Origin of the sequence: Agrobacterium sp. GD03872 (assembly GCF_029840625.1) — a bacterium.
Lineage (GTDB): Bacteria > Pseudomonadota > Alphaproteobacteria > Rhizobiales > Rhizobiaceae > Agrobacterium > Agrobacterium fabrum_A.
In genome coordinates this window covers 66,533-92,661 of record NZ_JAOCCY010000006.1, presented here as the reverse complement: position 1 = coordinate 92,661, position 26,129 = coordinate 66,533, and the positions used below count along the sequence as shown (strand labels likewise).

The 26,129-nt window shown below is 60.9% G+C and carries 22 protein-coding genes and 1 pseudogene; 15 read left to right on the top strand and 8 right to left on the bottom strand.

What is annotated here, in order from left to right; translation table 11 throughout:
- Positions 1-29: 29 nt before the first annotated feature.
- From N5D22_RS16065 to recX, 5 genes and pseudogenes are all read left to right on the top strand, one after another.
- Positions 30-1,493, top strand: a pseudogene (locus N5D22_RS16065) (sugar ABC transporter ATP-binding protein).
- Positions 1,490-2,431 carry an ABC transporter permease gene (locus N5D22_RS16060; protein ID WP_269829348.1) on the top strand — a complete coding sequence of 314 codons (942 nt, stop codon included), beginning with the start codon at positions 1,490-1,492 and terminating at the stop codon, positions 2,429-2,431. The pseudogene N5D22_RS16065 and the gene N5D22_RS16060 overlap by 4 nt, the downstream one beginning before the upstream one ends.
- A complete protein-coding gene (locus N5D22_RS16055; RefSeq protein ID WP_279656880.1) occupies positions 2,428-3,375 on the top strand; it encodes an ABC transporter permease in 948 nt (315 codons plus the stop codon). The genes N5D22_RS16060 and N5D22_RS16055 overlap by 4 nt, the downstream gene beginning before the upstream one ends.
- Before the next feature lie 35 nt (positions 3,376-3,410).
- A complete protein-coding gene (locus N5D22_RS16050; RefSeq protein WP_279656881.1) occupies positions 3,411-4,331 on the top strand; it encodes an SMP-30/gluconolactonase/LRE family protein in 921 nt (306 codons plus the stop codon).
- A gap of 71 nt (positions 4,332-4,402) precedes the next feature.
- A complete protein-coding gene (gene recX / locus N5D22_RS16045; protein ID WP_279656882.1) occupies positions 4,403-4,993 on the top strand; it encodes a recombination regulator RecX in 591 nt (196 codons plus the stop codon).
- Positions 4,994-4,996: 3 nt separating this feature from the next.
- Here the strand turns inward: recX and N5D22_RS16040 are convergent, their stop codons facing one another.
- The 6 genes from N5D22_RS16040 to N5D22_RS16015 form a co-directional block, all read right to left on the bottom strand.
- Entirely contained in the window at positions 4,997-5,395 is a 399-nt protein-coding gene (locus N5D22_RS16040; RefSeq protein WP_279656883.1) for a cytochrome c family protein, read from the bottom strand.
- Positions 5,396-5,490: 95 nt separating this feature from the next.
- A complete protein-coding gene (locus N5D22_RS16035) occupies positions 5,491-6,018 on the bottom strand; it encodes a DUF992 domain-containing protein (RefSeq protein ID WP_279656884.1) in 528 nt (175 codons plus the stop codon).
- A 248-nt stretch (positions 6,019-6,266) separates the two neighbouring features.
- Positions 6,267-7,076 (bottom strand): ATP-binding cassette domain-containing protein, encoded by an 810-nt coding sequence (locus N5D22_RS16030; RefSeq protein ID WP_279656885.1) that lies wholly within the window; start codon positions 7,074-7,076, stop codon positions 6,267-6,269.
- Between the two features lie 34 nt (positions 7,077-7,110).
- Positions 7,111-9,075 carry a Fe(3+)-hydroxamate ABC transporter permease FhuB gene (gene fhuB / locus N5D22_RS16025; protein WP_279656886.1) on the bottom strand — a complete coding sequence of 655 codons (1,965 nt, stop codon included), beginning with the start codon at positions 9,073-9,075 and terminating at the stop codon, positions 7,111-7,113.
- The gene (locus tag N5D22_RS16020; RefSeq protein ID WP_279656888.1) at positions 9,072-9,974 is read right to left on the bottom strand and encodes an iron-siderophore ABC transporter substrate-binding protein; all 903 of its coding nucleotides are present in this window, start codon (positions 9,972-9,974) and stop codon (positions 9,072-9,074) included. The genes fhuB and N5D22_RS16020 overlap by 4 nt, the downstream gene beginning before the upstream one ends.
- A gap of 28 nt (positions 9,975-10,002) precedes the next feature.
- Positions 10,003-12,135, bottom strand: coding sequence for a TonB-dependent siderophore receptor (locus N5D22_RS16015; protein ID WP_279656889.1), 2,133 nt, complete (start codon positions 12,133-12,135; stop codon positions 10,003-10,005).
- Between the two features lie 193 nt (positions 12,136-12,328).
- On the opposite strand from N5D22_RS16015, the gene N5D22_RS16010 reads away from it, so the two are divergent.
- The 5 genes from N5D22_RS16010 to N5D22_RS15990 all read left to right on the top strand — a co-directional run bounded on the left by N5D22_RS16010 (position 12,329) and on the right by N5D22_RS15990 (position 17,709).
- Positions 12,329-13,240, top strand: a complete 912-nt coding sequence (locus N5D22_RS16010) for a LysR family transcriptional regulator (RefSeq protein WP_279656890.1) — start codon at positions 12,329-12,331, stop codon at positions 13,238-13,240.
- A 265-nt stretch (positions 13,241-13,505) separates the two neighbouring features.
- Complete coding sequence (locus N5D22_RS16005) at positions 13,506-13,769, top strand: hypothetical protein (RefSeq protein WP_279656891.1); 264 nt, start codon at positions 13,506-13,508, stop codon at positions 13,767-13,769.
- Between the two features lie 196 nt (positions 13,770-13,965).
- The gene (locus tag N5D22_RS16000) at positions 13,966-15,633 is read left to right on the top strand and encodes a phosphoethanolamine--lipid A transferase (protein WP_279656892.1); all 1,668 of its coding nucleotides are present in this window, start codon (positions 13,966-13,968) and stop codon (positions 15,631-15,633) included.
- Positions 15,634-15,698: 65 nt separating this feature from the next.
- Positions 15,699-16,352 carry a response regulator transcription factor gene (locus N5D22_RS15995; protein ID WP_279656893.1) on the top strand — a complete coding sequence of 218 codons (654 nt, stop codon included), beginning with the start codon at positions 15,699-15,701 and terminating at the stop codon, positions 16,350-16,352.
- Positions 16,353-16,371: 19 nt separating this feature from the next.
- Entirely contained in the window at positions 16,372-17,709 is a 1,338-nt protein-coding gene (locus N5D22_RS15990; RefSeq protein ID WP_279656894.1) for a HAMP domain-containing sensor histidine kinase, read from the top strand.
- Positions 17,710-17,771: 62 nt separating this feature from the next.
- Here N5D22_RS15990 and N5D22_RS15985 read toward each other — a convergent pair whose 3' ends face one another.
- The gene (locus N5D22_RS15985; protein WP_279656973.1) at positions 17,772-19,076 is read right to left on the bottom strand and encodes an MFS transporter; all 1,305 of its coding nucleotides are present in this window, start codon (positions 19,074-19,076) and stop codon (positions 17,772-17,774) included.
- A 291-nt stretch (positions 19,077-19,367) separates the two neighbouring features.
- Between N5D22_RS15985 and N5D22_RS15980 the strand changes: the two genes are divergently transcribed.
- The 5 genes from N5D22_RS15980 (at position 19,368) to N5D22_RS15960 (ending at position 25,040) form a co-directional block, all read left to right on the top strand.
- Entirely contained in the window at positions 19,368-20,480 is a 1,113-nt protein-coding gene (locus tag N5D22_RS15980) for an RHE_PE00001 family protein (RefSeq protein ID WP_279656895.1), read from the top strand.
- Between the two features lie 255 nt (positions 20,481-20,735).
- Entirely contained in the window at positions 20,736-20,966 is a 231-nt protein-coding gene (locus tag N5D22_RS27150; protein ID WP_003522093.1) for a helix-turn-helix domain-containing protein, read from the top strand.
- 214 nt (positions 20,967-21,180) lie between these two features.
- Positions 21,181-22,431, top strand: coding sequence for an adenylate/guanylate cyclase domain-containing protein (locus N5D22_RS15970; RefSeq protein ID WP_279656897.1), 1,251 nt, complete (start codon positions 21,181-21,183; stop codon positions 22,429-22,431).
- Between the two features lie 232 nt (positions 22,432-22,663).
- Entirely contained in the window at positions 22,664-23,656 is a 993-nt protein-coding gene (gene iolG, locus N5D22_RS15965; protein ID WP_279656898.1) for an inositol 2-dehydrogenase, read from the top strand.
- A 502-nt stretch (positions 23,657-24,158) separates the two neighbouring features.
- Positions 24,159-25,040, top strand: a complete 882-nt coding sequence (locus N5D22_RS15960) for a DMT family transporter (protein WP_279656899.1) — start codon at positions 24,159-24,161, stop codon at positions 25,038-25,040.
- Positions 25,041-25,061: 21 nt separating this feature from the next.
- On the opposite strand, the gene N5D22_RS15955 is transcribed toward N5D22_RS15960, so the two are convergent.
- The gene (locus N5D22_RS15955) at positions 25,062-26,117 is read right to left on the bottom strand and encodes an ornithine cyclodeaminase (protein WP_279656900.1); all 1,056 of its coding nucleotides are present in this window, start codon (positions 26,115-26,117) and stop codon (positions 25,062-25,064) included.
- Between the last annotated feature and the right edge of the window lie 12 nt (positions 26,118-26,129).

Here is a 26,129-nt window from a genome sequence, read left to right as displayed (position 1 = left end):
CGATTTTCACATCACTGGCGTAGTTGCTCATGAATGACATCATCGAGGCGGAAGAAGTCGTCGCTGCGTGCGGCGTGAAAGTCGTGTTCGGCGCGGTAAGGGCGCTGGATGGGGCCGATCTCGTCATCCGCACGGGGGAATGCCTCGGGCTCGTCGGCCATAACGGCGCGGGAAAATCCACCATCGTCAACGTCATCAATGGCGGGCTGACGCCGCATGAGGGTTCCGTTTCCTATGGCGGCAACGAAAACCGCCACGGCATTGCCGCCGCCCGCGCGAACGGCGTTCGCTGCGTGTTTCAGGAACTGTCACTCTGCCCGAACCTGACGATCAGCGAAAATGTCCGCATCATGCATGCCGCCACGGGTGGGCGAAACTGGCGCGGCCGTGCGCTGACGACGATCCGCCAGACACTGGATGAAATTTTTCCCGGCCACGGCATCGATTGCGAACTGACCATCGCCGAACTTTCCATCGCCGAACGGTAGATGGTGGAAATCGCCATCAATTTCTGCCGCATACCGCACGCGCCGAGACTGGTGATTCTCGATGAGCCCACCTCTTCGCTCGATGCCGGTCTTGCCGAGCAGCTGATGGATTATATCCGCCGTTTCGTGCGTGAGGGCGGTTCGGTTCTGCTGATCTCGCATATTCTCGGAGAAATTCTTTCGACGGCCACCCGCATCGTGGTGATGAAGGATGGCCGGGTGGTGGCCGACCGGAAGGCCGCCGACTTCACCACCCGCTCGCTGGTCGAAGCCATGGGCAGCGTCGTCAAGGAACAGGACAGGCGACGGGGTGAAAGCCGCAAGGCAGGCGAAAAGGTGCTTTCCATGCCGGCACGCCGGGGCGAAGGCCTTGCCTTCGAGGCCTTTCGCGGCGAGATCGTTGGCCTTGCCGGTCTCGGCGGCCATGGCCAGACCGAAGCGCTTCTCGATCTTTATCTTGCCCGCAACAATAGCTGGCTGCCCTCGCGCAAGACCGATCTCGCCTTCGTGGCGGGCGACCGCAGCCTGAACGGCACCTTCCCGCTGTGGAGCATCCTCAAAAACCTGTCCATCGCCTCGCTCAGGGATATTTCAACCGCAGGCATGGTGGACAGGGGCAGGGAAACCGAGCTTGAGGCGCAATGGAAAAAGCGCATCGAAATCCGCACGCCCGACATGGGCAACAAGATCCTCTCCCTTTCCGGCGGCAACCAGCAGAAGGTGCTTTTTGCCCGTGCGCTTGCCACCACCGCCAGCACCGTCTTGATGGACGACCCGATGCGCGGCGTCGATATCGGCACCAAACAGGAGGTCTATGACATCTTGAGAACCGAAGCCTCCCACGGCCGCACCTTCATCTGGTACTCCACCGAAATGGACGAAATCCGCCTCTGCGACCGGGTCTATGTGTTCCGCGACGGCGCCATCCAGGCGGAACTCGTCGGCGACGATATTACCGAGCAGAATGTGCTGGCAGCCTCCTTTGCCGGAGAAGACCACGCATGAAACTCTCGGCAAACGCGCTCCGCCTCATCATTCCCGCCGCCTCGCTCGCCTTCCTGCTCGCCGCCGTCTTCTACATGCAGCCGCGCGCCATGAGCTATACGGGCATGAACCTGCTGTTCAATCTGGCGGTGCCGATTGCGCTCGCCACCATTGCGCAGATGCTGATCATGTCGGTCAACGATCTCGATCTATCGATGGGCACCTTCGTCAGTTTCTGCGCCTGTGTGACCGCCACTTTCCTGCAAACCACGCCCCTCCTCGGAATTGCGATTTTTGCCGGGGCGATTGCGGTTTACGCATTGCTTGGCGCCATCATCCATATCCGCGCCCTGCCCTCCATCGTCGTCACGCTCGGCATGAGCTTCGTCTGGGGCGGCCTCGCCGTCCTCATTCTTCCCTCGCCCGGCGGCCAGGCCCCCGCCTTCATCCGGGCGCTGATGACGGCGAAGCCGCCTTTCGTGCCGATCGCCATCGTCGCCAGCATCCTGATCGCGGTCGTCGCCCATTACATCGTCATGCGCTCGTCTTTCGGCGTACTTATGCGCGGGGTCGGCGGCAATTTCCGCTCGGTCGAACGCTCCGGCTGGTCGGTCGTCGGCATTCGCGCCGCCACCTTTGCGCTGGCCGGTTTCTTCGCGGTGCTGTCCGGTATCGCTCTTGTCGGGCTGACGACATCGGCCGACGCCAATATCGCGCTGCGTTACACGCTGCTCTCGATTGCCGGCGTCATTCTCGGCGGCGGTGAATTCGTCGGCGGAAGGGTATCGCCCATCGGCGCCGTCATCGGCGCGCTGACGCTGACGCTCGCCGGTTCGTTCCTCTCCTTCATGCGCATTTCACCCGACTGGCAGATCGGCGCGCAGGGGGCGATCCTCATCATCGTGCTGGCGCTGCGCATCCTGCTCAACCGTCTTGAAAAGCGGGAGAAAAACCAATGAACGGGCTGTCTTCCCTCACCAGAAAACCATGGATCTGGTCTTTCGCCGCAACGGCGGTCGTCTGGATCATCACCGTGCTTTTCACCGGCGGCGCAAGCTCCTTCGGCCTGTCGCATGCCGCACTCACCTTCGCAGCCTTTTCGGTCATCGTCGGCATCGGCCAGATGTTCGTCATCACGCTCGGGCCAGGCAATATCGACCTCTGTGTTCCCGCCACGATGACGCTGTCAGGCACACTGGCGCTCAAATTCATGGATGTGTCCGACGGACTTATCCTGCCCGGACTGCTGATCGCCATTCTGATCGGCATCGCCATCGGCATCGGCAATTATGCGCTGATCAAGCTCCTGCGCATCCCGCCGATCATCGCGACGCTCTCCATGAGCTTCATCGTGCAGTCCATCGCCATCTGGTCGAACCGCGGCCTGCGCATCAAGCCGCCGGAAACATTGGCCACATTCACCACGTCAAGTTTCTTCGGCATTCCGAACGTCGCCCTCGTGGCCCTGCTGCTGTCCGTCATCGCCTGGCTGCTGCTCGACCGCTCGTTTTACGGACGCTGGATTTCCGCCATCGGCCAGAGCACCTTCGCCGCCCGAATGACCGGCATTCCGGTGGACGGCGCACGTTTCGTCACCTATGTGCTCTGCGCGGTGCTTGCTGCCATCGCGGGTTATCTGCTCGCCAGCTTTTCCGGCGGTGCTGCGCTCAACATGGGCTCGGAATATCTGCTGATGTCCATCGCCGTTGTCGTCATCGGCGGCACGGCGGTGGCGGGCGGCGATTCCAATGTTCCCGGCATCTGGGGCGCTTCGCTCTTTATGTTCCTGGTGGTTTCGATGCTGAATACCTATGGTTTCGGCGCCGGCATCCGCCTCATCCTCACCGGCCTCATCATCATCTCCGTCATCCTTCTGGCAAGCGGCCCCAAGGCCACGCGCTGAACCCATAACGACAAGCCCCCAAGCGGACCACGCTCATGACCACAGACAAGACCTCCCCTTACGAAATCCACGATGACCGCTTTCGCCATCTGATCGTCGGCAATGCCGAGCTGGAAGAGCTTTATTCCGGCTGCCGCTGGGCCGAAGGCCCGGTGTGGTTTGCCGATCTGAACTGCCTGCTGTTCAGCGACATCCCCAATGAGCGCATGCTGCGCTGGGTGCCGGATGGCGGGATCTCCGTGTTCCGCCAGCCCTCCAACTTCACCAACGGCAACACGCGCGACCGGCAGGGACGGCTCGTTTCCTGCGAACATGGCGGCCGCCGCGTCACCCGCACCGAAGTCGACGGGTCGATCACCGCCCTTGCCGACAGCTATGGCGGCAAACGGTTGAACTCGCCCAACGACGTGGTGGTCAAATCCGATGGCAGCGTCTGGTTCACCGATCCCACCTACGGCATTCTTTCCGATTACGAGGGATACAAGGCCGAGCCGGAACAGAAGACGCGCAATGTCTACCGGCTCGATCCCGCAACGGGAGAGGTCACGATCGCCATCGACGACTTCATGCAGCCGAACGGGCTTGCGTTTTCTCCCGATGAGACAAAGCTCTACGTCGCCGACAGTTCCTACAGCCACGATGTCTCCCGCCCGCGCCATATCCGCGTCTTCGACGTGGTGGACGGTGTGAAGCTCGCCAACGGCCGGGAATTCTGCAATCTCGACAATGGCCTGCCGGATGGCTTCCGCCTGGATACGGCCGGCAACCTGTGGACCAGCGCCGGTGACGGCGTTCACTGCTTTTCCCCCGAAGGCACGCTCATCGGCAAGATCAGGGTGCCGCAGACGGTCGCAAACCTCACCTTCGGCGGCCCGAAAAAGAACCGGCTGTTCATCACCGCAACGAAATCGCTCTATTCGGTCTATGTCGCCGCAACCGGTGCGCAAACACCTTGAGGTGCTGAAAACCGGAGGATATGGGCCGGGAAGGAACTGGCAAGACGGGTTCACCGCGCTATAAAAGCGGAATGAACGACGATTCCAGCCCCTTCCTGACCGACGACATGGCCGAGGACGGCGACATGCCGGCCGTTGAGCCCACCAGCCGGATGCTTTCATGGGCGCGCAATTCCGCGCTCTACCGGCTGGAACAGCGGATGATGACGGAAAAGCAGCTGCGCGACGCCATCATGCGCAAGGCGCGGGAAAAATTCGAGGATATCAGCCCGGCGCAGGTGAAGGCGCTCGGCGAGTTTGCCGTGACCTTCGCTTATGGCATCAAGGCGCTCGACGACACGGCTTTCGCGGAAATTGCCGTGCGGAGCGGCCAGCGCAGCGGCAAGTCTAAACGCGGGCTGGCGCAGAAACTTCAGATCAAGGGTATCGCCCGGGAGACGGCGACGGCCGCGTTGCAGGAGACCAATGATCTGGTCGCGGCCGTCATCTTTGCGCGCAAGCGCGCCTTCGGGCCTTTTCGCCGTGTCGAACTCGACGAGAAGCGCAAAAACAAGGAGTTTTCCGCCTTCGCCCGCAATGGCTTCGGTTTCGAAATCGGCGCGAAGGTCATGGCCATGACTTTCGAAGAGGCGGAAGAGATTGTCGCTGAAGCGCCGCTCTGACAGCTATTGCGGCAGGGGATGGGTTTTCAGATAGGCGATCAGGTCCGTTATATCGGTTTCGCTCCAGAGCCCGAAAAAACGCATCGCATTTCCCGGTATCGCCTTCTTCGGGCTGGCGATGAATTTCTGCAGCTCTTCTTCCGTCCAGACCCGGCCAGCCGCGCCGGCATCTTTGAGCGCCTGCGAATAATGGCTGTAATCGGCCACAGAAGCCATCGGCCTGCCGACCACGCCCATCAGATGCGGCCCCATGCGGGTGCGCGGCGTATCGGCACTGTGGCAGGTGGAACAGCGGCTGAAGACTTTTTCCCCACGGGCCGCATCGCCTTCTGCAAAGGCGCTCGCCGCAAGGAGGAGGAAAAACGCGGACGCCGCCGCAGCTTGTTTGGACATGGAAATCATGGCCCGGATAATACAACGCCCTCTCCGCCTGACAACGAAGAGGGCGTTTTTTGAGATGCGACAGAATGCCCGGCTGAGGCCGGGCACTTTGCCGATCAGTTCATGGCCGTCAGCGTCACCGAAGTGCCGGTGGCGGCGAGGTTGAGGCCAACCTGGCCCGTCACGCTGACCGTCTGCAGCTGGATGGAGCCGGACGTGCCGCCAACGAGAACGTTGGTGCCAACGCCGAGACCGACGGTGACTTCAGCCGTTGCGCCCTGATAAAGGCCGCCGAGCGAGCCGCGGTGGTAACCGGCGGTCGGGGCGAAAACGGCCCAGACCAGACGGCCCTGCGTGGTGAAACCGAGGTCAACACCCATCTTGCGGATGGCGCCGGAATAATGGTCGGTGCGACGGGCGCCGATCGTGGACTGGAAGGTGCAATCCAGTTCCTTGGCCGAGCCGATCACGTAACCGACGCCGCCGCCGATATCGCAGGTGAGGTAACCGATCTTGACGCCATTGCGTTCGTCCTGCTCCTGCGGAGCCGGCTCATATTTTGCAAGGTCGGCAGCGAGTGCGGAAGCGGTTCCGCCAAGGCCCATCGTCAATGCGGCAAAAGTTACGGCAACAGCCTTTTTCATCTGATTTTCTCCTGTTTTATTCCTACCCGCAGCAGCCCTTCTTGCCCTCTCCGGATATTGAATTCCGCACTGTTAACGTTTGTTCCGAAAAATCGATCCAAAACAACTTAATTGGAGGCGATGAAAGCGGAACGGTTAACAATGTCTCATGGCGGTAGGATGCCATTAAGACATTGTTAGGGCGGGAAATGCGCGCGAAACCGCCATCAACAACCTGTGTTTCCGACCGTTGTTTTGCTGCAACAGCCTCAGAGCGGCAGCGCTACGGGAAGGCCGGTGGCGGCATGGGTCATGACATCCATGCGAACGCCATAGATCCGCTCCAGCGTTTCCGGCGTCATGATCTCCTGCGGCGTCCCCCGTGCAATGAGCTGGCCGGAATGCAGCGCGACGATCTCGTCGCAGAACCTTGCGGCCATGTTGACGTCGTGCAGCACCACGATGACGCCTAGGCCCTTTTCCCGCGACAGCCGCTGCACCAGCGAGAGCACCTCGAGCTGATGGGCCATGTCGAGCGCGGAAATGGGCTCGTCGAGAAGCAGGCTTTCGGCATTTTGCGCCACCAGCATGGCCAACCACACGCGCTGGCGTTCGCCGCCGGAAAGCGTATCGACCAGCCGGTCGCGGAAGGCGACGGTATCGGTGAGTTCGATGGCCTCATCCACCTTCTCCTGATCCGCTTTGGTGAACTGCCCGAGCGCGCCGTGCCAGGGATAACGGCCGAGCGCCACCAGTTCCCTGGCCAGCATGCCGGAGGCGGCCGGCGTATATTGCGGCAGATAGGCGAGCTTGCGCGCAAATTCGCGGTTGCCCCAGGCGTTCAACGGCTTTCCTTCGAACGAAACACTGCCCGCCGTCGGCTCCTGCATGCGCGCGAGAATCTTGAGCAGCGTCGATTTTCCCGAACCGTTATGGCCGATCAGGCCGATGGTCTTGCCGGTTGGAAAACTGGCCGTCAGCGGCTGCAGCAATGTCCTGCCCGGCACCTCCATGGTCACGCCGTCGAGAGAAAAAAGCGGAACATCGTCGCAGTCGACGGCAAGTGCTGCCTGGCCCATGGTTCTCATCTCCGTACATCGTTCAAAAAATTCATCATCGCCTGCCAGAGAGCCAGACCAGGTAGGGCGCACCCGCCAGGGCCGCAAAGAGCCCGAGCGGCAGCTCGTAGGGGAAAGTGACCGTCCGCGCCCCGAGATCGGAAAGCGCCATCAAAACCGCGCCGAACAGGAAGGAGGCGAAGAGATGGTCGCGCGGCGTGGTGAAGCCGGCGCGAAGCGCAATATGCGGCGCCATTAGCCCAACGAAACTCAAGGGGCCGACAAGCAGCGAGGCGGCGGCGGTGGCGATGCCGGCCACCGCGATGACGGCGATACGCGCCGCGCCGAGCGGCAGGCCGAGGGAGACCGGCACATCCCGGCCGAGCGGCAGGATCGTCAGCCAGCGCGCGACCGATAGCGCGCCCGCCAGAAGCACGACGGAAAGAATGGCGAGAAAGATCGCCGAAGCCGGTGTCGCGGTCGAGCCCGAGCCGCTGAGCCAGGCGAGAATCTGCCAGGCGCGCTGGTCGCCAATAGCGAGCAGCGCCGAAAGCACCGCAGAGCAGAGCGAACTTACGGCAATGCCGGCAAGCAGGATTTTTTCCGGCGCAAGGTGCCGGCGCACGGAAAAGATCAATACGAGGATCATGACCGCCGCCGAGCCGACGCCGGCGCCGCAAAACAGTTCGAACAGGCCGGCCGCCGGGAAAAGCGTGATGGCGGCGGCAAAACCGAGACCCGCGCCGCCGCTAACGCCGATGACCTCAGGGCTTGCCATGGGATTGCCGGTGAGCCGCTGGAGGAGCGCCCCCGCCATGGCCAGCAGACCGCCGGCGGCTATGGCCGCCACCAGCCGCGGCCAGCGCAACGGCAGCAGGCTTTGCAGGTCATTGGCGCCAAGCACCGTCCAGCCCTCCGGCGCCTTTCCTATGGCGAGCGCTGCAAAGACCAGACCCGCCATGATGGCGAGAACCGGCAGCAGGGCCGTAAGCCGGCGTCTTGTCGTCAGATCGACGCCTTCGCCGCGATGCACATCGGTCGGCCGGATTTTCGGCAGCAGCCACAGAAGCAGCGGGCCGCCGATCAGTGCCGTTACCGCACCGGTCGGAAAAACTTCGGCCGTCGTGCTCGCCAGAAGCTGCACGAGACCGTCGCAGAACCACAGCAGCAGACCACCGAGAAGCGGGGAAACCAGGAGCACCGAAGACGAGCGCCTGACGCCGAGCGCCCGGGTGAGCGCCGGTGCAGCAAGGCCGATGAAGCTGACGAGACCGACCGCCGAAGCAACGAAGGCGGCGAGCATGACGGCGACGGCCGCAACCGCCAGCCTGACCGAAAACAGCGAGACGCCAAACGATCGAGCGCCGGCGTCACCGAGACCGAGAACCGTGAGCGGCCTTATCAACACACCGGTCAGGACAAGGCCCGCGAGAAGCTGGAAGGCAAGCAGAATGGCGTTCGACCAATCCTGCTGGCTGAGCGAGCCGCCGTTCCAGACGACGAGCGACATCAGATATTCGCCCTGCGCCAGCGTCAGCGCGGCGGAAGCGGAAGCGGCGGTGATGCCGACCAACAGCCCTGACACCACCATGGTCACCGGCTCGAAAGAGCGTCGCCAGCCGAGAAGAAACACGATACCGGCCGCAGCGGCAGCGCCGGCGAGCGCCACCAATGCGCGGTTACCATCCAGCACCGATGGGAAAAACAGGGTGGCGACGACGATGGCGAGCTGTGCGCCTGCGGAAATGCCGAGCGTCGACGGGTCGGCAATCGGATTGCGCAGCAATTGCTGGAAAAGCGCGCCGGACAGGCCAAGCATGGCACCCGCCAGAATAGCGACGGCCACACGCGGCATCAGGCTGAAAGCGAAGATGATCTGATCCATCGACATGGATGCGGCATCGAATGGCGGACCGGGCCACGCCCCGAAAGGCAACCGCTGGAAGCCGGCATGCAGGGAAAGCCCGCAGGCCAGCACGAACAGCAGGCCGAAGAAAATCTGAAGGGGCCGGGCTGTCACAGCGCCTCCCCCCGCGCCGTCAGGGCCTCGGTCAGAAGCCGTGCGAAACGCATGCCGGCGGTGATGCCGCCATAGGGGCCGACATTGCCGAGCGTGACCACCCGGTTTTCGCGTATGGCGGGCAATGCGCGCCAGATGGCGCTGTTACGCAGGCTTTCGCGCGCTTCCACCGGAATATCGGAAACAATGACGATACGCGCCTCGGGCGAAGCAGCGAGGTTTTCAAGCGGAACCGGGGCAGCGAAGGTAAATTGCGAACGGTTCGCCCAGGCATTGCCAAGCCCCAGCCGGCCGAGAATATCCCCGAACATGCTGTCGGCGCCGAAAACGCGAAAATGCCGGGCATCGCCGATATTGATCACATAGGTCGGCCGCGCCGCAAAACCGGCAAGGCGGGTCCGCATGGCCTGCAGCGATTTTTCCGTTTCGTCCAAGACCCTGCGCGCTTCATCGACCCTGCCGAGTTTTTCACCAAGCGCGGTAACCGCCGCCAGCGCCTTTTGAAACGGCGGCTCGCCCTTCACGTAAAAGGGCAGCGAGAAGACCGGGGCAATCGCTTCCAGCCTGCCGGTATAACGCGTGTAGAAAGGCGAGATCAGAATGAGATCCGGCCGGGTCAATTGCAGAAGCTCGAAATTCGGCGCGCCGCGCAGGCCGAGATCGGCGACGGTTTCAGGGATTTCCGGCTCGACTGCGTTCACCCTGAACTGGATGAGTTCGGTGGCCGCCACCGGCATGATGCCGAGCGCCACCGAGGTTTCGAGCATGGCCCAGTCGATCGCGGCGAGGCGCGGCGTGGCTGCCGCCCCCGCCTTGCCCGCAAGGGCCGAAGCGGCGAGCAGGCCTAAAAATTCCCGCCGTCCCCAGAGGGGGGACATCCATCGATCCTTGCGCGTCATGCCCCTGCTGCTTCACTTTGATGTGGCGTTACCAACGGTAGGTCAGCTTGCCCATAACGGTTCTGCCGTCACCGTAATAGCATCCGAAAGTGGAGCAACTAGAAATATATTCTTTATCAGTCAAGTTTTGCACCAGAAGCGAGGCGCGGTAGCCGTTCTTCTCGTAGTGCACGCCGAGATCGAGAAGGGCGAGGCCCTTCATCTCGAAGGCATTGGCCGCATCGCCGTAGCGTTTGCCGACATAGCGCACACCGCCGCCAATGCCGAAACCTTCGAGCGCCGTATCCTCCGGGAAGGTGTAATCGAGCCAGAGGCTTGCGGCGTGCTGGGGGGCATTGTCCAGTTCCTTGCCGTTGTTGACGCGGCCGGAGACCTCGCTGTCCATGTAGGTATAGGCCGCGCGCAGGTCGAGCCCGTCTGCAAGGCTTGCGACGCCTTCCAGTTCGAGACCTCTCACATGCGCCTCATCCATCTGCTGCGTCACGCCGCCCACCGTCGTTGTGACGTTCTTCTGTTTCAGATCGTAGATCGCGGCGGAGAAGAAACCATCGAAGCCCTCAGGCTGATATTTGATGCCCGCTTCCCATTGTTCGCCGGTGGTCGGTTTCGGCGCATCGCCGACGGCCGGCTGCGGCACCGGTTCGAAGGAGGTCGCGTAGCTGACATAGGGCGCAATGCCGCCATCGAAGAGATAGCTGACACCGACACGGCCGGTCAGCTTGTGATCGTCCTTGTCGAGCGAGCGGTAGGTGGTGCCGTTGAAGGTCGTGCCGGTGGTGCTTGCCCAGTCCTGCCGCAGGCCGGCGGTGACGCGCCAGTTCTCGAAGGCCATCTCGTCCTGGGCATAAAGGCCGATCTGGGAAATATCCGTCTTCACATCGGCATAAAGCGTGCGCGAGGTGAGGCTGATCGGCCCGCCATAGACCGGATTGACCGGGTTGAGCGGCGTCGCGGCCCAGAATTCGGTTTTGACGTTATTGTCGAAATAACGGTAGTCTAGCCCGACAAGCAGGGTGTGGTCGACAGGCCCCGTGGAGAAATCCGCCTGCAGGCTGTTGTCGATGTTGAAAGTGTTCAGCAGCTCGTCCTGGAACGTCGCATTGCGGCGGATGAGATTGCCGATCATGCCGTTATTGGTCGAAGACATGCCGAGCGCACGATAGGACCAGTCGAAATTGGAATAACGCGCATTCTGCCGGAAGGTGAAGGTCTCGTCGAAACGGTGCTCGAATTCATAGCCGATATTGGTGAATTTGCGGCTTGACGTATCGAAGGACGGATCGCCGACATAAAAGCTGCGGTCCAGCATATTGCCGGGCCTCAAATAGGTCAGCGCCGGCGGCAGGCCGGAGGGCGAACTGGGATTATCGTGTTGATAGGACCCAAGCACCGTCAGTTTCGTATCCTCGTCCGGCTGCCAGGTGAGCGCCGGCGCGATGAAATAACGGTCGTTCTGCAGATTGTCCGTCTGGGCATGGGCGTTGCGGGCAACGCCGGTCAGGCGATAGGCGAAACTGTCGCTATCCGCCACCGGGCCGCCAATATCGAACATCGACTGGTAATAATCGAAGCTGCCGACCTGCGCGCCCACTTCGCCGAAACGCTCGAAGGTCGGCCGCTTGCTGATGAGATTGATGAGGCCGCCGGGATTGCTCTGGCCGAAAAGCACCGAAGCCGGCCCGCGAATGACCTCCACCCGCTCCAGCCCATAAACTTCATAAGCCGGCGCACCCGCCGTGCGCATCAGCCGCAGACCGTTGAGGAACTGCAGCTGGTTTCCCTGAAACCCACGAATGCGCGGCGCATCGAAGCGCGGATCGGCACCTGAAGGCTGCGCGACGACGCCGGGCACATAATTCAGCGCCTCGCTGAGATTGCGGACATTCTGCGCATCCATCTGATCCTTGGTGATGACCGAGACCGATTGCGGCGTCTCGATCAGGGATCGCCCCGTCTTGGTGGCGCTGGCGCTGGTTTTCGCCACATAACCCTTCACCGGGGCCTTGGGATCCTGGTTCTTGCCGCCTTCCAGGGTAATGGTCTGCAGCACCGTCGTCCCGGCTTCCTGGGCAAGGGCGCCGCCAGAGGCCAGCAATGCGGTATAGGCGATGGCCGCGCAACCGCCCGCCAGAATGGAAATGTGTTTGGTTTTTCCCTGCACGCCAAGACCCTTTGCCGCCCGCGCCGCCCCGAAAAAGACGGATAGTTTTCTGGAGAATTTCAGTCATCTTATTACGCAAGGCGTCAATTACGATCCAATAAGTGCAGCCGTTTTTTTTCATAATTATTGATTATGAAAATCTGCATCGATAATAGCTTGGAATTATTCAAATCTGCCGGGAAGGGCCGTGACGATGAGCAGGAAACCGGCAATCCGGGCAGAAACGTTCGAACTGCGCCACCTGCGTTATTTCACGACGCTGGTGGATGAGCGCAACTTCGAACGCGCCGCCGCCCGCCTCGGCATCGCCCAGCCGGGATTGAGCCAGCAGATCATGGCGCTCGAACAGATTGTCGGCATGCCGCTTCTCGACCGGACACGCCGATCGGTGAAGCTTACCACGCCCGGCCAGCTTCTTTACGAGGACGCCCGGAAAATCCTCGCCAATGCCGAGGCAACGCTTGCGGCGCTCAAACGCGTCGACCGCGGCGAAACCGGCCGTATCTCCATCGGTTATGTGGCCTCGGCCGCCTATTCCGGCCTGATGATCCAGTCCATCGCCAGTTTCCGCGCCTCCCACCCCGATGTGGAATTACAATTGATCGAGATGGAGATGCGGCTGCAGCTGGCCAAGATCGCCGATGGCAATCTCGATTTCGCCTTCATCCGCCCGCCCGCACCCATTCCGGAAGGCGTCACAACCCATGTGATCCTGCGCGAACCGCTAATGGCGGCCCTGCCGGAAAATCACCCCCTGGCCTATGCGTTGCAGGTCGATCTCAGGAACCTTTCCGGGGAAACCTTCATCACGCCGCGGCAACCGCCGGATGTCGGCTTTCACTACAATACCATGGAAGCCTGCAACGAAGCCGGCTTCCAGCCGACGATCAGCCCGGAAGGCCGCGATTACACCACCATTGCCAGCATGGTGGCCATCGGCCTCGGTGTCGCGCTGGTGCCGCGTTCGCTCGACTGCCTGAGGTTGCCCGGCATGCGCTATGTGCCGCTTGCGGCCAGCACCTCGACATCGGACCTCGCCATCGCCCACCGGAAAACGGAAGCCTCTCCCGCCGTCAGGGCCTTTATTCTCCACGCGCGCAATTAAAGCGGGGCAGGCTCCCCCGCGGGCCGAACAGCCCCGCCTGCCCGGCGGTCCCGTGGACGCAAATCCACCGTCATCCTTTTTTGTGTGGTATCGACGGCAAAACCATTTTTGGCGCAAACACATGAGATTGCGGGGAAAATACCGCTCTCCCGCCAGATGCCGCAAGCAGGGCCGCAATCCTGTCCGGATATTTCCTGCCCCGCTTTTCCCCATCGCCCCGGCGCACCGCATAATCGTGGCAGATTTCGATTTACGGGAGACAGCAATGGCTGAGACTTACGAACACCACGCCGCCGGCCTCGAATCCCCGGCATCCCACGCTTTCGAGGTTGCTCCAGACGATACAAACCCGCTTCCGTCCCCCACCCGCGCCATCTATGTGGGCAATGGCGGCCATCTCTGCCTGACCCTGCTTTCCGGGGTGACGGTGACCTTCCAGAACCTGCCGGCGGGCAGCATCCTACCGGTCAGGGCCATGCGCGTGATGTCAACGCGCACCACCGCCACAGGCATCGTCGGGCTCAGTTGAACCCCTCCGTCCCAAGCGATCAATGATGCGAAACACGGTACCCGCCGGAAACCCGCCACGGAGTATGACACTTTCATGACAAGCTTTCAGGTTGATGTCAGCAAAATCACGCATCCGCCATCAATCGGCCCAAGCGGCAGCATGCGCATGAGCATTTTCGCGCTCTCTTCGCTACCGCCGGGCTATCGGGAATCTGGTGGATCTGGCAGTGGCTCTTTTTACCGCGAAAGCGACGGGAACAGTAACATATCGTCCGGAAATCGGCAGCGTGCCGCTCAGCCTGCTGACGGCGATCTATCTGCTGTTTTTCATGAACCGGACATTCTGGTCGAAGGTTCACACCTATCTTTCCGCCTATCCGGTTGCTGTCGTCGCGCTTTATGTGGCCATGGCCGCCTTTCTCGGCGCGCTCATCATCATTTTTTCCGCCAAATATCTCATCAAACCGTTTCTGATCTTCCTGATCTTTGCGGCAGCCGCCGCGTCATGGTTCATGGACCGTTACGGCATCGTCATCGACAGCGACATGATCCGCAACGCCATGGAGACGACGCAGGCGGAGGCGGGCAATCTGATCACGCCCGGTTTTCTCTGGCATATGGCGATTTACGGACTGGTGCCGTCCCTCGTCATCGTCACCGTCCGCATCAGGCACCGGCCCATCCTCGACAAGCTTTTGTGGAACACGATCAGCATCCTGCTCTGTCTCTCCATCGCCGGCATCATAAGCTTCGCCAATTCCAAGACATTCACCACCGCCGTTCGCCAGCACAAGGACATCGTCAAAAGCGTCAACCCATTGTCGCCGATCATGTCGACCATTCATTATTTCACCCTGGCCGGCAAGGAAGTCGATGTTCAGGTCACCCCGGTCGGCAGGGATGCGAAGGTGCTGTCCTCATTGGGCGGCGTCCGCAAACCCCGCATCACCGTCATCGTGGCGGGCGAGACCGCGCGGGCCGCGAATTTTTCCCTGAACGGTTATGGGCGCGATACCAATCCCGAACTCGCGAAACGCGGCGTGATCTATTTTCCGAACACGACGAGCTGCGGCACCGCCACGGCCATTTCCATTCCCTGCATGTTCTCGAAATTCCCACGGTCGCAATATAGCCACAACAAGGCGCTCGCCAATGAAAACGTCATGGATGTTCTCGTCCATGCCGGCATCAGCGCCACATGGCTTGATAACAATACCGGCAGCAAGAACGTCGCCGACCGCATCGCCTATTTCGACCTGCCCTCCACCAATGACAGCCGCTTCTGCACCAGCGGGGAATGCCGCGACGATATCTTCTTCGACAAGCTCGACTCCTGGCTCAACGGCGTCACCAAGGACAGCGTCATCGTGCTGCACCAGATGGGCAGCCACGGGCCGACCTATTATCTGCGCTACACCGACGAATTCCGTAAATTCACCCCGGATTGCCGCACCGCCGAGCTTGGCAACTGCTCCGATGCGGAGATCGCCAATTCCTACGACAACACCCTGCTCTATACCGACCATTTCCTTTCGACCGTGATCGACAAGCTCAAAGCGCGGTCCGACAGGCTGGCGACGGGCATGATCTATGCCTCGGACCACGGCGAATCGCTTGGCGAGAACGGCGTCTACCTGCATGGCGCGCCCTATCTGCTGGCGCCCGACCAGCAGACCCATGTGCCGTTTCTCGTCTGGTTCGACGACGACTTTGCGAAATCCATGGGGCTCAACAAGGCCTGCCTGGCAAAAACCGCGGCGGAGGGCGGGCGCTCGCACGACAATTATTTCCACAGCATCCTCGGCATGATGAATGTCTCCACCTCCGTCTACGATCCCTCGCTCGATGTGTTCAGCGGCTGCACCCAGCGCCAGAACAGCTGAAACACCGTGCTTGACGCTTATCCGGAGAAAGAGATACGCAGGACGAAGCGATAGAGGGAGCTGTCTTGCGGGTTCTGCTTGTTGAAGACGATCATGTGCTGGGCGAAGCGCTGCGGGACCATGTCGCGGCGGCGGGCCATGCTGTCGACTGGTTCAAGACGCTGGGTGACGCCATGGCGGCGACGCTGACGATGGGTTACGGCCTCATCCTGCTCGACATGCGCCTGCCGGATGGCGAGGGCATCACCCTTCTGCAGACGCTGCGCCAGCGCGACGACGCGACGCCGGTGATCATTCTGACGGCCCATGACCAGGTTTCCGACCGGATTGCCGGGCTGAACGCCGGTGCGGACGATTATCTGGTCAAACCCTTCGATCTCAACGAGCTTTCGGCCCGCATGCTGGCGGTCTCGCGCCGTTACGAGGGGCGTTCCGCTCCCGTCATCCGCCTGCCCGGCATCGAGATCAACCAGGTGGCGCGCAATATCACCGTCGATGGAACGGCGCAGACGCTGAGCGCCCGGGAATGGGCCGTGCTGGAAAAACTCGTCGAACATCCCGGCGCGGTCGTCTCGAAAGCGCAATTGCACGACACGCTTTACGAATTCGGCGCGGAAATAGAAAGCAACACGGTCGAGGTCTATATCAGCCGGCTGCGCAAGAAAATCGGCCATGACCGCGTCGAAACCGTACGCGGCGTCGGCTACACCATCAGGTAAGAACGGCAGGCAGGCAGAGATGGCCAGACCGACCAGCATGACCCGCAAGCTCGTGACGGCGCTGACCAGCGTTGTCGCCATATCCTGGCTTCTCGCCTGCGGGCTGGGCGTCATGGTGATGCAGGACGAGTTCGCCGAGATTTTCGACGCCGGCGTCGAGGAGACAGCCGAAAGGTTGCTGCCACTATTGGTGGACGACCTCAGGGAAAATAACACCGCCCCCGCCTCGCGCAATCTCAACCCTTCGGCGGAGGGGGCGGAATATCTGACCTATCAGGTTCGTGATCGGGAAGGACAGGTTGTGCTGCATTCGCATGACAGTTCGACGGAACCTTTCGAGGTTTCGCTCGAACCCGGTTTTTCCGAAACCGCGACCCAGCGCATCTTTACGGTTGCGACACCGGACGGAAACTATTTCCTGCAGGTCGCCGATGCCTTCGCCAATCGCCGCGAGGCGATCGAAGAGGCGGGCACCGCACTGGTTCTCCCCGTTCTCATCCTCATTCCCGCCAGCATTTTCGCCGTCATCGTCGTGGTGCGCAGGACGCTGCGGCCGATACAGACCCTGCGCGACGACATCGGTAAAAAGGACGGCGGTAATCTCGCGCCGCTGCCAACGCAGCCCTTTCCGGGCGAGCTTCATCCCATCGCCCGTTCCGTCAACCTGCTGCTTGGGCGGCTGCGATCGACCATCGAGGCGGAGCGGGAATTCACCGCCAACAGCGCCCATGAATTGCGCACGCCGATTGCCGGCGCGCTGGCGCAGGCGCAGCGGCTGCATGCCGACATTCCGCCGGAACTGGCGCCGCGTGTGGAAAATATCGAAAAATCCCTGCAGCATCTCGCCCACCTTGCCGAAAAACTGCTGCAGATGTCACGCGCGGAAGCGAGGATCGGGGTCACCGACACGGTAAACGACCTCATTCCCGTTCTCGAGCTCGTCATCGACGACATGATGAGAACGGCCATCGGTTCATCCCGCATCCGTTTCACCAATCGCTGTGAGCGTGGCCTGTCCTGCAGGATCGGCGCGGATGCCTTCGGCATCATCATCCGCAACCTCCTCGAAAACGCGCTGATCCACAGCCCGGCGGAAAGCCCGGTACAGGTCTTTGCCGAAGCGGACGGCACGATCCGCATCGTCAATGCCGGGGCGGCGATCGACGCGGCGCTCCTGCCCAAGCTGACGACCCGTTTCACCAGGGGCCAGACCATGGCCGATGGTACCGGGCTTGGTCTTGCCATCGTCAAGAGCCTGGTGGAGCAGGCCGGCGGAGAGCTGGTGCTTTCCTCGCCGGCGCCGGGCCGGAAGGACGGCTTTGAGGCCCGCGTCATCCTTCCCGTCGAAGCCGCCTGAATGCTCAGAAGAAAAAGCCCCGCCGGAAGGGCGAGGCTTTTGCCGGCCTGGATGGCGGCCGCTCAATCCTCGTGGATATGGCTGTGATCGCGCGTATCGCGCATCTTCACATAAACCACCAGCGACAGGGCGATCATGATCGTCACATACCAGAAGAACCAGTTTTCGTGGCCGATCTGCTTGAACTTCAAAGCCACGAATTCCGCCGTTCCGCCGAATATGGTGTTCGCCAGCGCATAAGGCAGAGCCACGCCGAGCGCACGGATATGGGCGGGGAACATTTCCGCCTTCACCACCGCATTGATGGAGGTATAGCCGGTCACGATCAACAGGCCGACCAGAACGAGGGCGAAAGCCATGATCGGATCGGTCGTGGTCGAAAGCGTGCTGAAGATCACATAGGTGAACAACGTTCCGAGAATGCCGAAGCCCACCATCAGCGGCTTGCGGCCGATCTTGTCCGAAAGCGCGCCGGCAATCGGCTGGCACAGCATGAAGACGAAGAGCGCCGCGGTGGTGATTTCGGTGGCGCTTTCCTTGCTGAAGCCCGAGGTGTTGACGAGGAATTTCTGCAGATAGGTCGTATAGGCGTAAAAGGCGAGCGTGCCGCCCGATGTGAGCGCCATGACCATCAACGCTTCCCTAGGATAGTGCTTGAACAGCGCCCAGCCGCTGGACTTCGGCTTGTCGGCCTCGCCGGCCTTGGCGTTTTCGAAGGACTGCGTCTCGACAAGGCCGCGGCGGATATAAAACACCGCAATCGCCAGAAGGCCGCCGATGAAGAAGGGAATGCGCCAGCCCCAGGAACCGAGCTGTTCCGGCGTCAGGACCCGCTGCAGCACCAGAAGCACCGCCAGCGCCAGAAGCTGGCCGGAAATCAGCGTCACATACTGGAAGCTGGAGAAGAAACCGCGGCGGTTCTTGCCGGCCATTTCGCTGAGATAGGTTGCGCTGGCGCCATATTCGCCGCCGACGCTGATACCCTGTAGCAGCCGGGCGAAAACGAGAATGGCCGGTGCGGCGATGCCGATCGTCTCATGGCCGGGCGTAATCGCGATCAACAGCGAACCGAGACACATCAGTGTGACGGACAGTGTGAGGCCGGCCTTGCGGCCCTTGCGGTCGGCATAGGTGCCCATGAACCAGGCCCCGATGGGCCGCATCAGAAATCCGACGGCGAAAACGGCGGCTGCGCTCAACAATTCTGCGGTCTGGTTTCCGGAAGGGAAAAACACCGGCGCGAAATAAAGGGTGAAGGCCGAATAGACGTACCAGTCGTACCATTCGACGAGGTTGCCCGCCGATCCGCCGATAATGGATTTCAAACGGGTTTTCTGGTCCGGCGCGGCGGCGGGACCATTTGCCATAATATTCACGGGTAAACTCCAATTCATCTTCGTCTGGAGATGGAAGGGCGAACGGAAGGTGTGATAATTTGTCGCTCTCGGTGGGGGTATATACCCGTCATGTTGCACTGCGCAAGTTTATACCGCATCGCAATATTGCCGACAAAACCGCCGGAGCAGCCAAAACCCTTCTGGCTCCCAACCTTTGGCCACCGGTCTTTTCGTCGGGATCTTGGGTAGAACCCGCGAAAGTAAAACCGCCCGACTGTGATCCGCCTTGTAAGCCGCCCGCGCTCAAACTAAAAAATATCAATGATTTACGATATATCGGACATCCAGATCGAAAAGCTCCTGATTGCCGCCGCCCGTGCGGGCGAGGCGCTGGCGCGGCTGGACGAGCGGATCGACCGGTCACCGATGAAACACGGCTTCATCGAAAGACAGGATTTCACCGATGCGATTTCCTCCATGTGGGTGGACGGTGAACTCGTCCATATGGAAGATCTGGTGCTGCATGACGCGCATATGGATGTGCGCGCGCCAACCCATGAAATGACGGCGGCGCACCGGATTCTCCGCTCGAGACGGCTGATTTTTTCCAATGCCGCCGGCTGGGCCTTTACCGCACCGGGCCTTTCGAGGCTGCGCGGCAGGGCGGCACTTGCCGAAGAGCCGGCGCCTCCCAGACAATCGCCCGATCACTCCCGCGATGAAGACACCGACGCGGGCGAGACGGAAACATCGCTGGACGGCGCTTTTTCCGAGCTGGATGCGCTTCTGGCGCGAAGCGCCGCAACGCTCGATGCGATCACCACCGGCAGCGCTCTTCCGCCAATGCACAGGGAGGAAAGCCATGCGATCATCAACGAACCCGACTGGGACGAGGATGGGCGGCTGAAAGAATGGTGGGACGTCCATGCGCGGACGGAGGAACTGCCGGCGATTCTTCGCACCGCCATCCTGCTCGACGCCTGGAACATGATCGAGGTGCTGCAACGCAGCCCCTGGCTTGGCAGGCTTCTGGCCTCCTCCTTCCTGCGTGACGGCGCCGTCACGCCCGATCACCTGCCCGCGCTTAGCACCGGGCTTCGCGCCGTTCCGCGGGAGCGCCGGCACGCCAGAAACCAGACGCAGCGCCTTCTCGCGCTTCTCGACAGCTTTTATGAAGCGGCACAGGCCACCATGAAGGAGCACGACCGGCTGAGCCACGCAAGAGAGCGCATGATGCGCAAGCTGGCCGGCAGGCGCTCCTCTTCGCGTCTGCCGGAACTGGTGGAGCTTGTCGTCTCCCGCCCGGTGGTCTCGGCGGCGATGATCGTCAAGGAGCTCGGCACCACGCCGCAGGGCGCGATCGGGCTCGCCAACCAGCTGGAATTGCGGGAAGTCACGGGGCGTGGCCGGTTTCGCGCCTGGGGCATGCTGTAGCAAAGGCCGCCCCGACCTTCGCAAGAACCCGGAAAAATACCGGCTTTTCAGCCTTTTTGCCGATATGAATTGCCGCGGGAATGCAGCGATCACGAATCTTAACAAAATTTAACTATTGCGTAGGTCGACGAAGCCGTTATGTTCCTCGCTGCGTTGCAGCACTGATTTTCTTCTCCGGCAACGCGGTCGCATTCGGTCCCGGCAACTTTTCTTTGCCGCCCGCATTTAAGTGTCCATTCTGAGGGAGATGCAATAATGACAATTTCAATCTCACAACCCGATTCCGATCACGAAACCGATGCTCCTTTTGCCAAAAAGGTCCTCACCGCGCGCAATCTCGCCGGATACACGGTCGAACAGCTTGCCGTAACCTGCGGTCTCACCACCAGCGAAATCCGCGCCCTGGAAGACGGCACGGATAGCGATCCGCTGCGCATCCGGCGCGTTGCGGCAGCACTTCATATTCCTGTCGAAACCGTCATCTGATCCGTCCCTGGCGATCAGCAAAATCTCAGCGCCGCCGGGGATGATGTTCAAAAGAACATCCGGGCGGCGCGCGTAGCCTTTTGCCGCCAACCGCTTCCGGAACATTTTCCGCTCCGCTCTCTTAACATTTTCGTTATCCGGCACCACATGGGGTTCACGAGCGACCATTCGGCCCCGCTTGTGCGAGAGCAGCAACAACCTCCGGAATCCTGCCATGACACTCAGTCTTAACACCGAAGAACCGGTTTCTTCCGCATTGGATGAATTATGGCCAGCGGAAAAGACGGAAATTCTCGACTGGCTCATCACCGGCACCAAGGATGAACGCTTTATCGACGACATATTCGTCGAGCTTTGCAGCAGGCTGCGCGAGAGCGGAGTTTCCGTTGCGCGGGGCACACTCGCTTTCCGCATTCGCCATCCGCAATGGCTTGGCGCGCGCATTTTGTGGAAAGCCGGCCAGCCCGCCGCCGAAATCGCCACCTATGGCTATGGGTCGGAAAGCACGCCCGAATATCTCAATAGCCCCATCAACGACATTCATCAGGGCGCAACCGAGGTTCGCCACCGGCTGACCGGCGAGGAAATCGACCAACCCGGCTATACGATCTACGCGGATCTGCGGGCCGAAGGGCTGACGGATTATTACGCCTGGCCGATCGAGCACACCTTCGGCAAGCGCCATGTCGCCACATTCTCCAGCGACAGGCCCGGCGGCTTTACGGAAGCGGAAGTCTTCACCCTGAAAAACCTGCTGCCGGCCCTGGCGCTGGTCAGCGAAATACGCCTGAAAAATCGCATGACACGCACCCTTCTGGAAACCTATGTGGGGCCGCATGCGGGCGAAAAAATCCTCAATGGCGCCACCACACGCGGCAGCGGCATGACGGTGGGCGCTGCGATCCTGATCTGCGACCTCAGAAATTTCACCCATATTTCCGACCTTTGGCCGCGCGACGATGTGATCGAGCTCCTGAACGGTTATTTCGACGCCATGTGCGATCCCATCGAGGAATTCGGCGGCGAAATACTCAAATTCATGGGCGACGGGCTGCTGGCGATTTTCCCACTCAGCGACCCGCAGGCCTGCGAAAACCTGCTGAAGGCCATCGCCAGTGCGCAGAAAGGCCTTGTCGCCCTCAACGAGATCAATCGCCAGAAGGGCCACGATCCCCTGGGTTACGGCATCGGCGTGCATGTCGGCGATGTCATGTATGGCAATATCGGCTCGAAGACCCGCCTCGATTTCACCGTCATCGGCCCAGCCGTCAACATCGCCTCGCGGCTGGAAACGCTGACCAAGGAGACCGGGCGCAATGTGCTTTTCTCCGAAGAATTCGTCCGCATGGCCGGATATCAGGGGAAGCTGGAAAATCTCGGCCACTGGCTGCTGCGCGGCCTCGAAACCCCAGTCGAGGTTTACGCCCTGCCCCACAATCCGGTCCTGACAGCGTCGGCCGATTGAATGTCGCAAGGGGCTTTGACGCCGCCCCTATGCTTTTTACGACAGCAGCCATGCACGCCATGGAACCCTCCCGAAGGAATGATTCCGGTCGTCTCGATCATCGTCAAAACGCTTGACACGTCCCCGATGTCGATCTAGCAAAATGGAACATATATTCCATATCGAAACATTGATTGCATTCATATTCTGTCTCTCCGGGAGTGAGGGACGGATGTGAGAAACCGGAGGAAAGATGGTTACGAAATTGGCACTGCTCGGCGCTGGACGGATCGGCAAGGTCCACGCCAAGGCGATCACCACCGACAGCCGTGCGCAGCTGGTGGCCGTTGTTGACGCCATGGCCGGCGCCGCGGAAGCAATCGCCCGCGAGGCGCAGTGCAAGGTCAGCACCATCGATGAGGTTCTGGCCGACAAGACGATCGACGCCGTCATCATCTGCACCCCGACCAACACCCATGCCGACCTGATCGAGCGTTTCGCCCGGGCCGGCAAGGCGATCTTCTGCGAAAAGCCCGTCGATCTCGATGTCGCCCGTGCGGAAGCCTGCGCCAAAGTGGTCGAGGAAACCGGTGCGAAGGTGATGCTCGGTTTCAACCGCCGTTTCGACCCGCATTTCCAGGCCGTTCACAAGGCCATAGACGATGGCCGTATCGGCAAGGTGGAAATGGTGACCATCACCAGCCGCGACCCCGGCCCGCCGCCGGCCGAATATATCAAGGTCTCCGGCGGCATTTTCCGCGACATGACCATTCATGATTTCGACATGGCCCGTTTCCTGCTCGGCGAGGAAGTGGAAAGCGTGTTCGCCACCGGTTCCGTCCTCGTCAATCCGGAGATCGGCGCGCTCGGTGATTTCGACAGCGCCAGCATCATCCTGACGACGAAAAGCGGCAGGCAGGCGATCATTTCGAATTCGCGCCGCGCCACCTATGGTTACGACCAGCGTATCGAGGTGCACGGTTCGCTCGGTTCGGCAGCGGCCGAAAACCAGCGCCCGGTCTCCATCGAAATCGCCAATGCGGATGGCTACACCCGCCCGCCGCTGCATGATTTCTTCATGACGCGTTATACGGCCGCATATGCGGCGGAAATCACCGCCTTCATCGACAGCATCGAAAACAATGTTGCGCCGTCGCCCTCCATCAAGGACGGTCTGATCGCGCTGAAACTGGCCGACGCCGCGTTGAAATCCACCGCTTCGAAGGCGGCCGTGAAGATCGGCTGAAGCCACAACCGGGACGCTGAGCGTCTTGCAGAATCTTCTGTCCGCCGCGCAATCGTTGACGGCGGACAGCCGCGCCTGTCCCAAAGCCCTCGGCAGCGGGCCAATATCATCAAGGCTTCACGTCGACTCGAAACGCGTCGCACCTTTCAGATTCCACAAGCCGCGCCTCTAAGATTCCATAATAGGTCGGCACGCCCCACCGCCCTCATTCCTGTGCTTGTCGCAGGAATCCAGCCGACGCGCGTCTGCGCGGCGGGAGAGACTCCTTTCAGTCCAAGGACTTCGACTGGCTGGATCCCTGTGACAAGCACAGGGATGAGGGGAAAGCACCGCAAAACTACGTTCCAGCAATCGGCCCTTGAAAAGGCAGCTTCCACACTTGCATGGCAGCTATTCGGAAAATAAGGTTGTCTGACAAGGTACGGCCATAACATATGGCTGTTACCCACCTCATTCACCCCGAATACTCTTTTGCCGGCGGCAGCCGGATAGCGGTTTTTTCATGCCATCACCCAGGACCGGCTTTGTTTATGCGCTTGTCGCCTTCACGATCTTTGCGGCGCAGGATGGTATTTCGAAACACCTCGGCAGCGCCTATCCCCCTGTCTTCATCGCCATGCTGCGATACTGGGCCTTTGCCCTTTTCGTTCTTTTGATGGCCGCAAGGTCGGCGGGTGGTATCAGGGGCGCCGTCATGGCCAACCGTCCCTGGCTGCAGATTGGCCGCGGCGTGCTTCTCGCCGTGCAGATCGTGATTTCGATCTTTTCCTTCGCCGTCGTCGGGCTGGCGCACAGCCATTCCATCCTCGCCTCCGCACCGCTGATCGTTGCGGCGCTGTCCATGCCTTTGCTGGGAGAACATGTGGGCTGGCGGCGCTGGAGCGCCATTTTTGTCGGCTTCCTCGGCGTTCTCGTCATCCTCAAACCGGAGGGCGACGGTTTCGACAACCGGCTGCTGATCACCTTCGTGGCCACCTTCATGCTGGCGCTCTACAGCGTCCTGACCCGCCTCGGCAGCAAGAGCGATTCGGCGATGACAAGCTTCTTCTACACCGGCGTTGCCGGTGCGGCGGCCCTGACGCTGGTCGGCCCGTTTTATTGGGTCAGCATCGAGCCGCAGGATTGGGGCTGGATGCTGGCGCTCTGCATTACCGGCATGAGCGGCCATTATTGCCTGATAAAGGCGTTCGAACTGGCGGATGCGGCTTCCGTGCAGCCCTTTTCTTATTATCAGCTGGTGCTCGTCTCCATCATCGGCGTCACCATCTATGGCGAGGTCGTGACATCAAACATGGTCATCGGCGCGGCAATCGTCATTGCCGCCGGCCTCTTCACCATCTGGCGGGAACATGTACTCGCAAGGAAGAGCCGCCAGCGCAGCTGATCTGCGTCCATATCGGCCGGATCAGACGAGCGCCGCCTCGCAGCGCAGCAGCATGCCGAACAGATCGCGCGGCTCATCCGGATCGGCCAGCAGGTCCAGCTCCGTATAGAGCCCGGTGGATGGCAGTTTCGAGCGCACGTAACGCAGCGCCGAAAAATCCTCGGTTGCGAAACCGACGCTGTCGAACAGCGTGATCTGCCGGTCGCTCGCCCGTCCCTCTCTGGCGCCGGCAATGACCTGCCAGAGTTCGGTAACGGGATAATCCGCCGGCAATTGCTGGATTTCGCCTTCAATGCGTGTCTGCGGCGGATATTCGACGAAAATATCGGATCGAAGCAGAATATCACGGTGCAACTCTGTCTTGCCGGGACAATCGCCGCCGACAGCGTTGATGTGAATGCCGGGCCCGACCATGTTGTCGGTCAGGATCGTCGCATATTGCTTGTCGGCGGTGACGGTGGTGATGATATCCGCCCCTTCGACCGCTTCCTGTGCGCTCTCACAGATCTTGATGGCAAAACCCTGTCCGGCGAGATTGCGGGCGCATTTTTCGCTGGCGGACGGGTCGATATCGAATAGCCGCAGCGTGTCTATGCCGAGAATCGCCTTGAAGGCGCGCGCCTGGAATTCGCTCTGGGCGCCATTGCCGATGATGGCCATGGAGCGGGCATTCTTGCGGGCGAGATATTTCGCGGCGACAGCGGAGGTGGCCGCAGTGCGCAGCGCCGTCAGGATGGTCATCTCGGTCAGAAGCAGCGGATAACCATTGCCGACATCGGAAAGCACGCCGAAAGCCGTTACCGTCTGGCGGCCTTCCTTCATGTTTTTCGGATGGCCATTGACATATTTGAAGCCGTAAAGCGTGCCATCGCTGGTCGGCATCAGTTCAATGACGCCTTCCTTCGAATGCGAGGCGATGCGCGGCGTCTTGTCGAAGCTTTCCCAGCGGCGGAAATCCTCTTCCACCGCATCGGCAAGCTCGCGCAGGAACGTATCTATGCCCACGCGCAGCACGAGTTTCATCATATGGTCGACGCTGACGAAGGGCACGATATTCAGGTTCGGTATTACGGTCATCGCATCACCCCT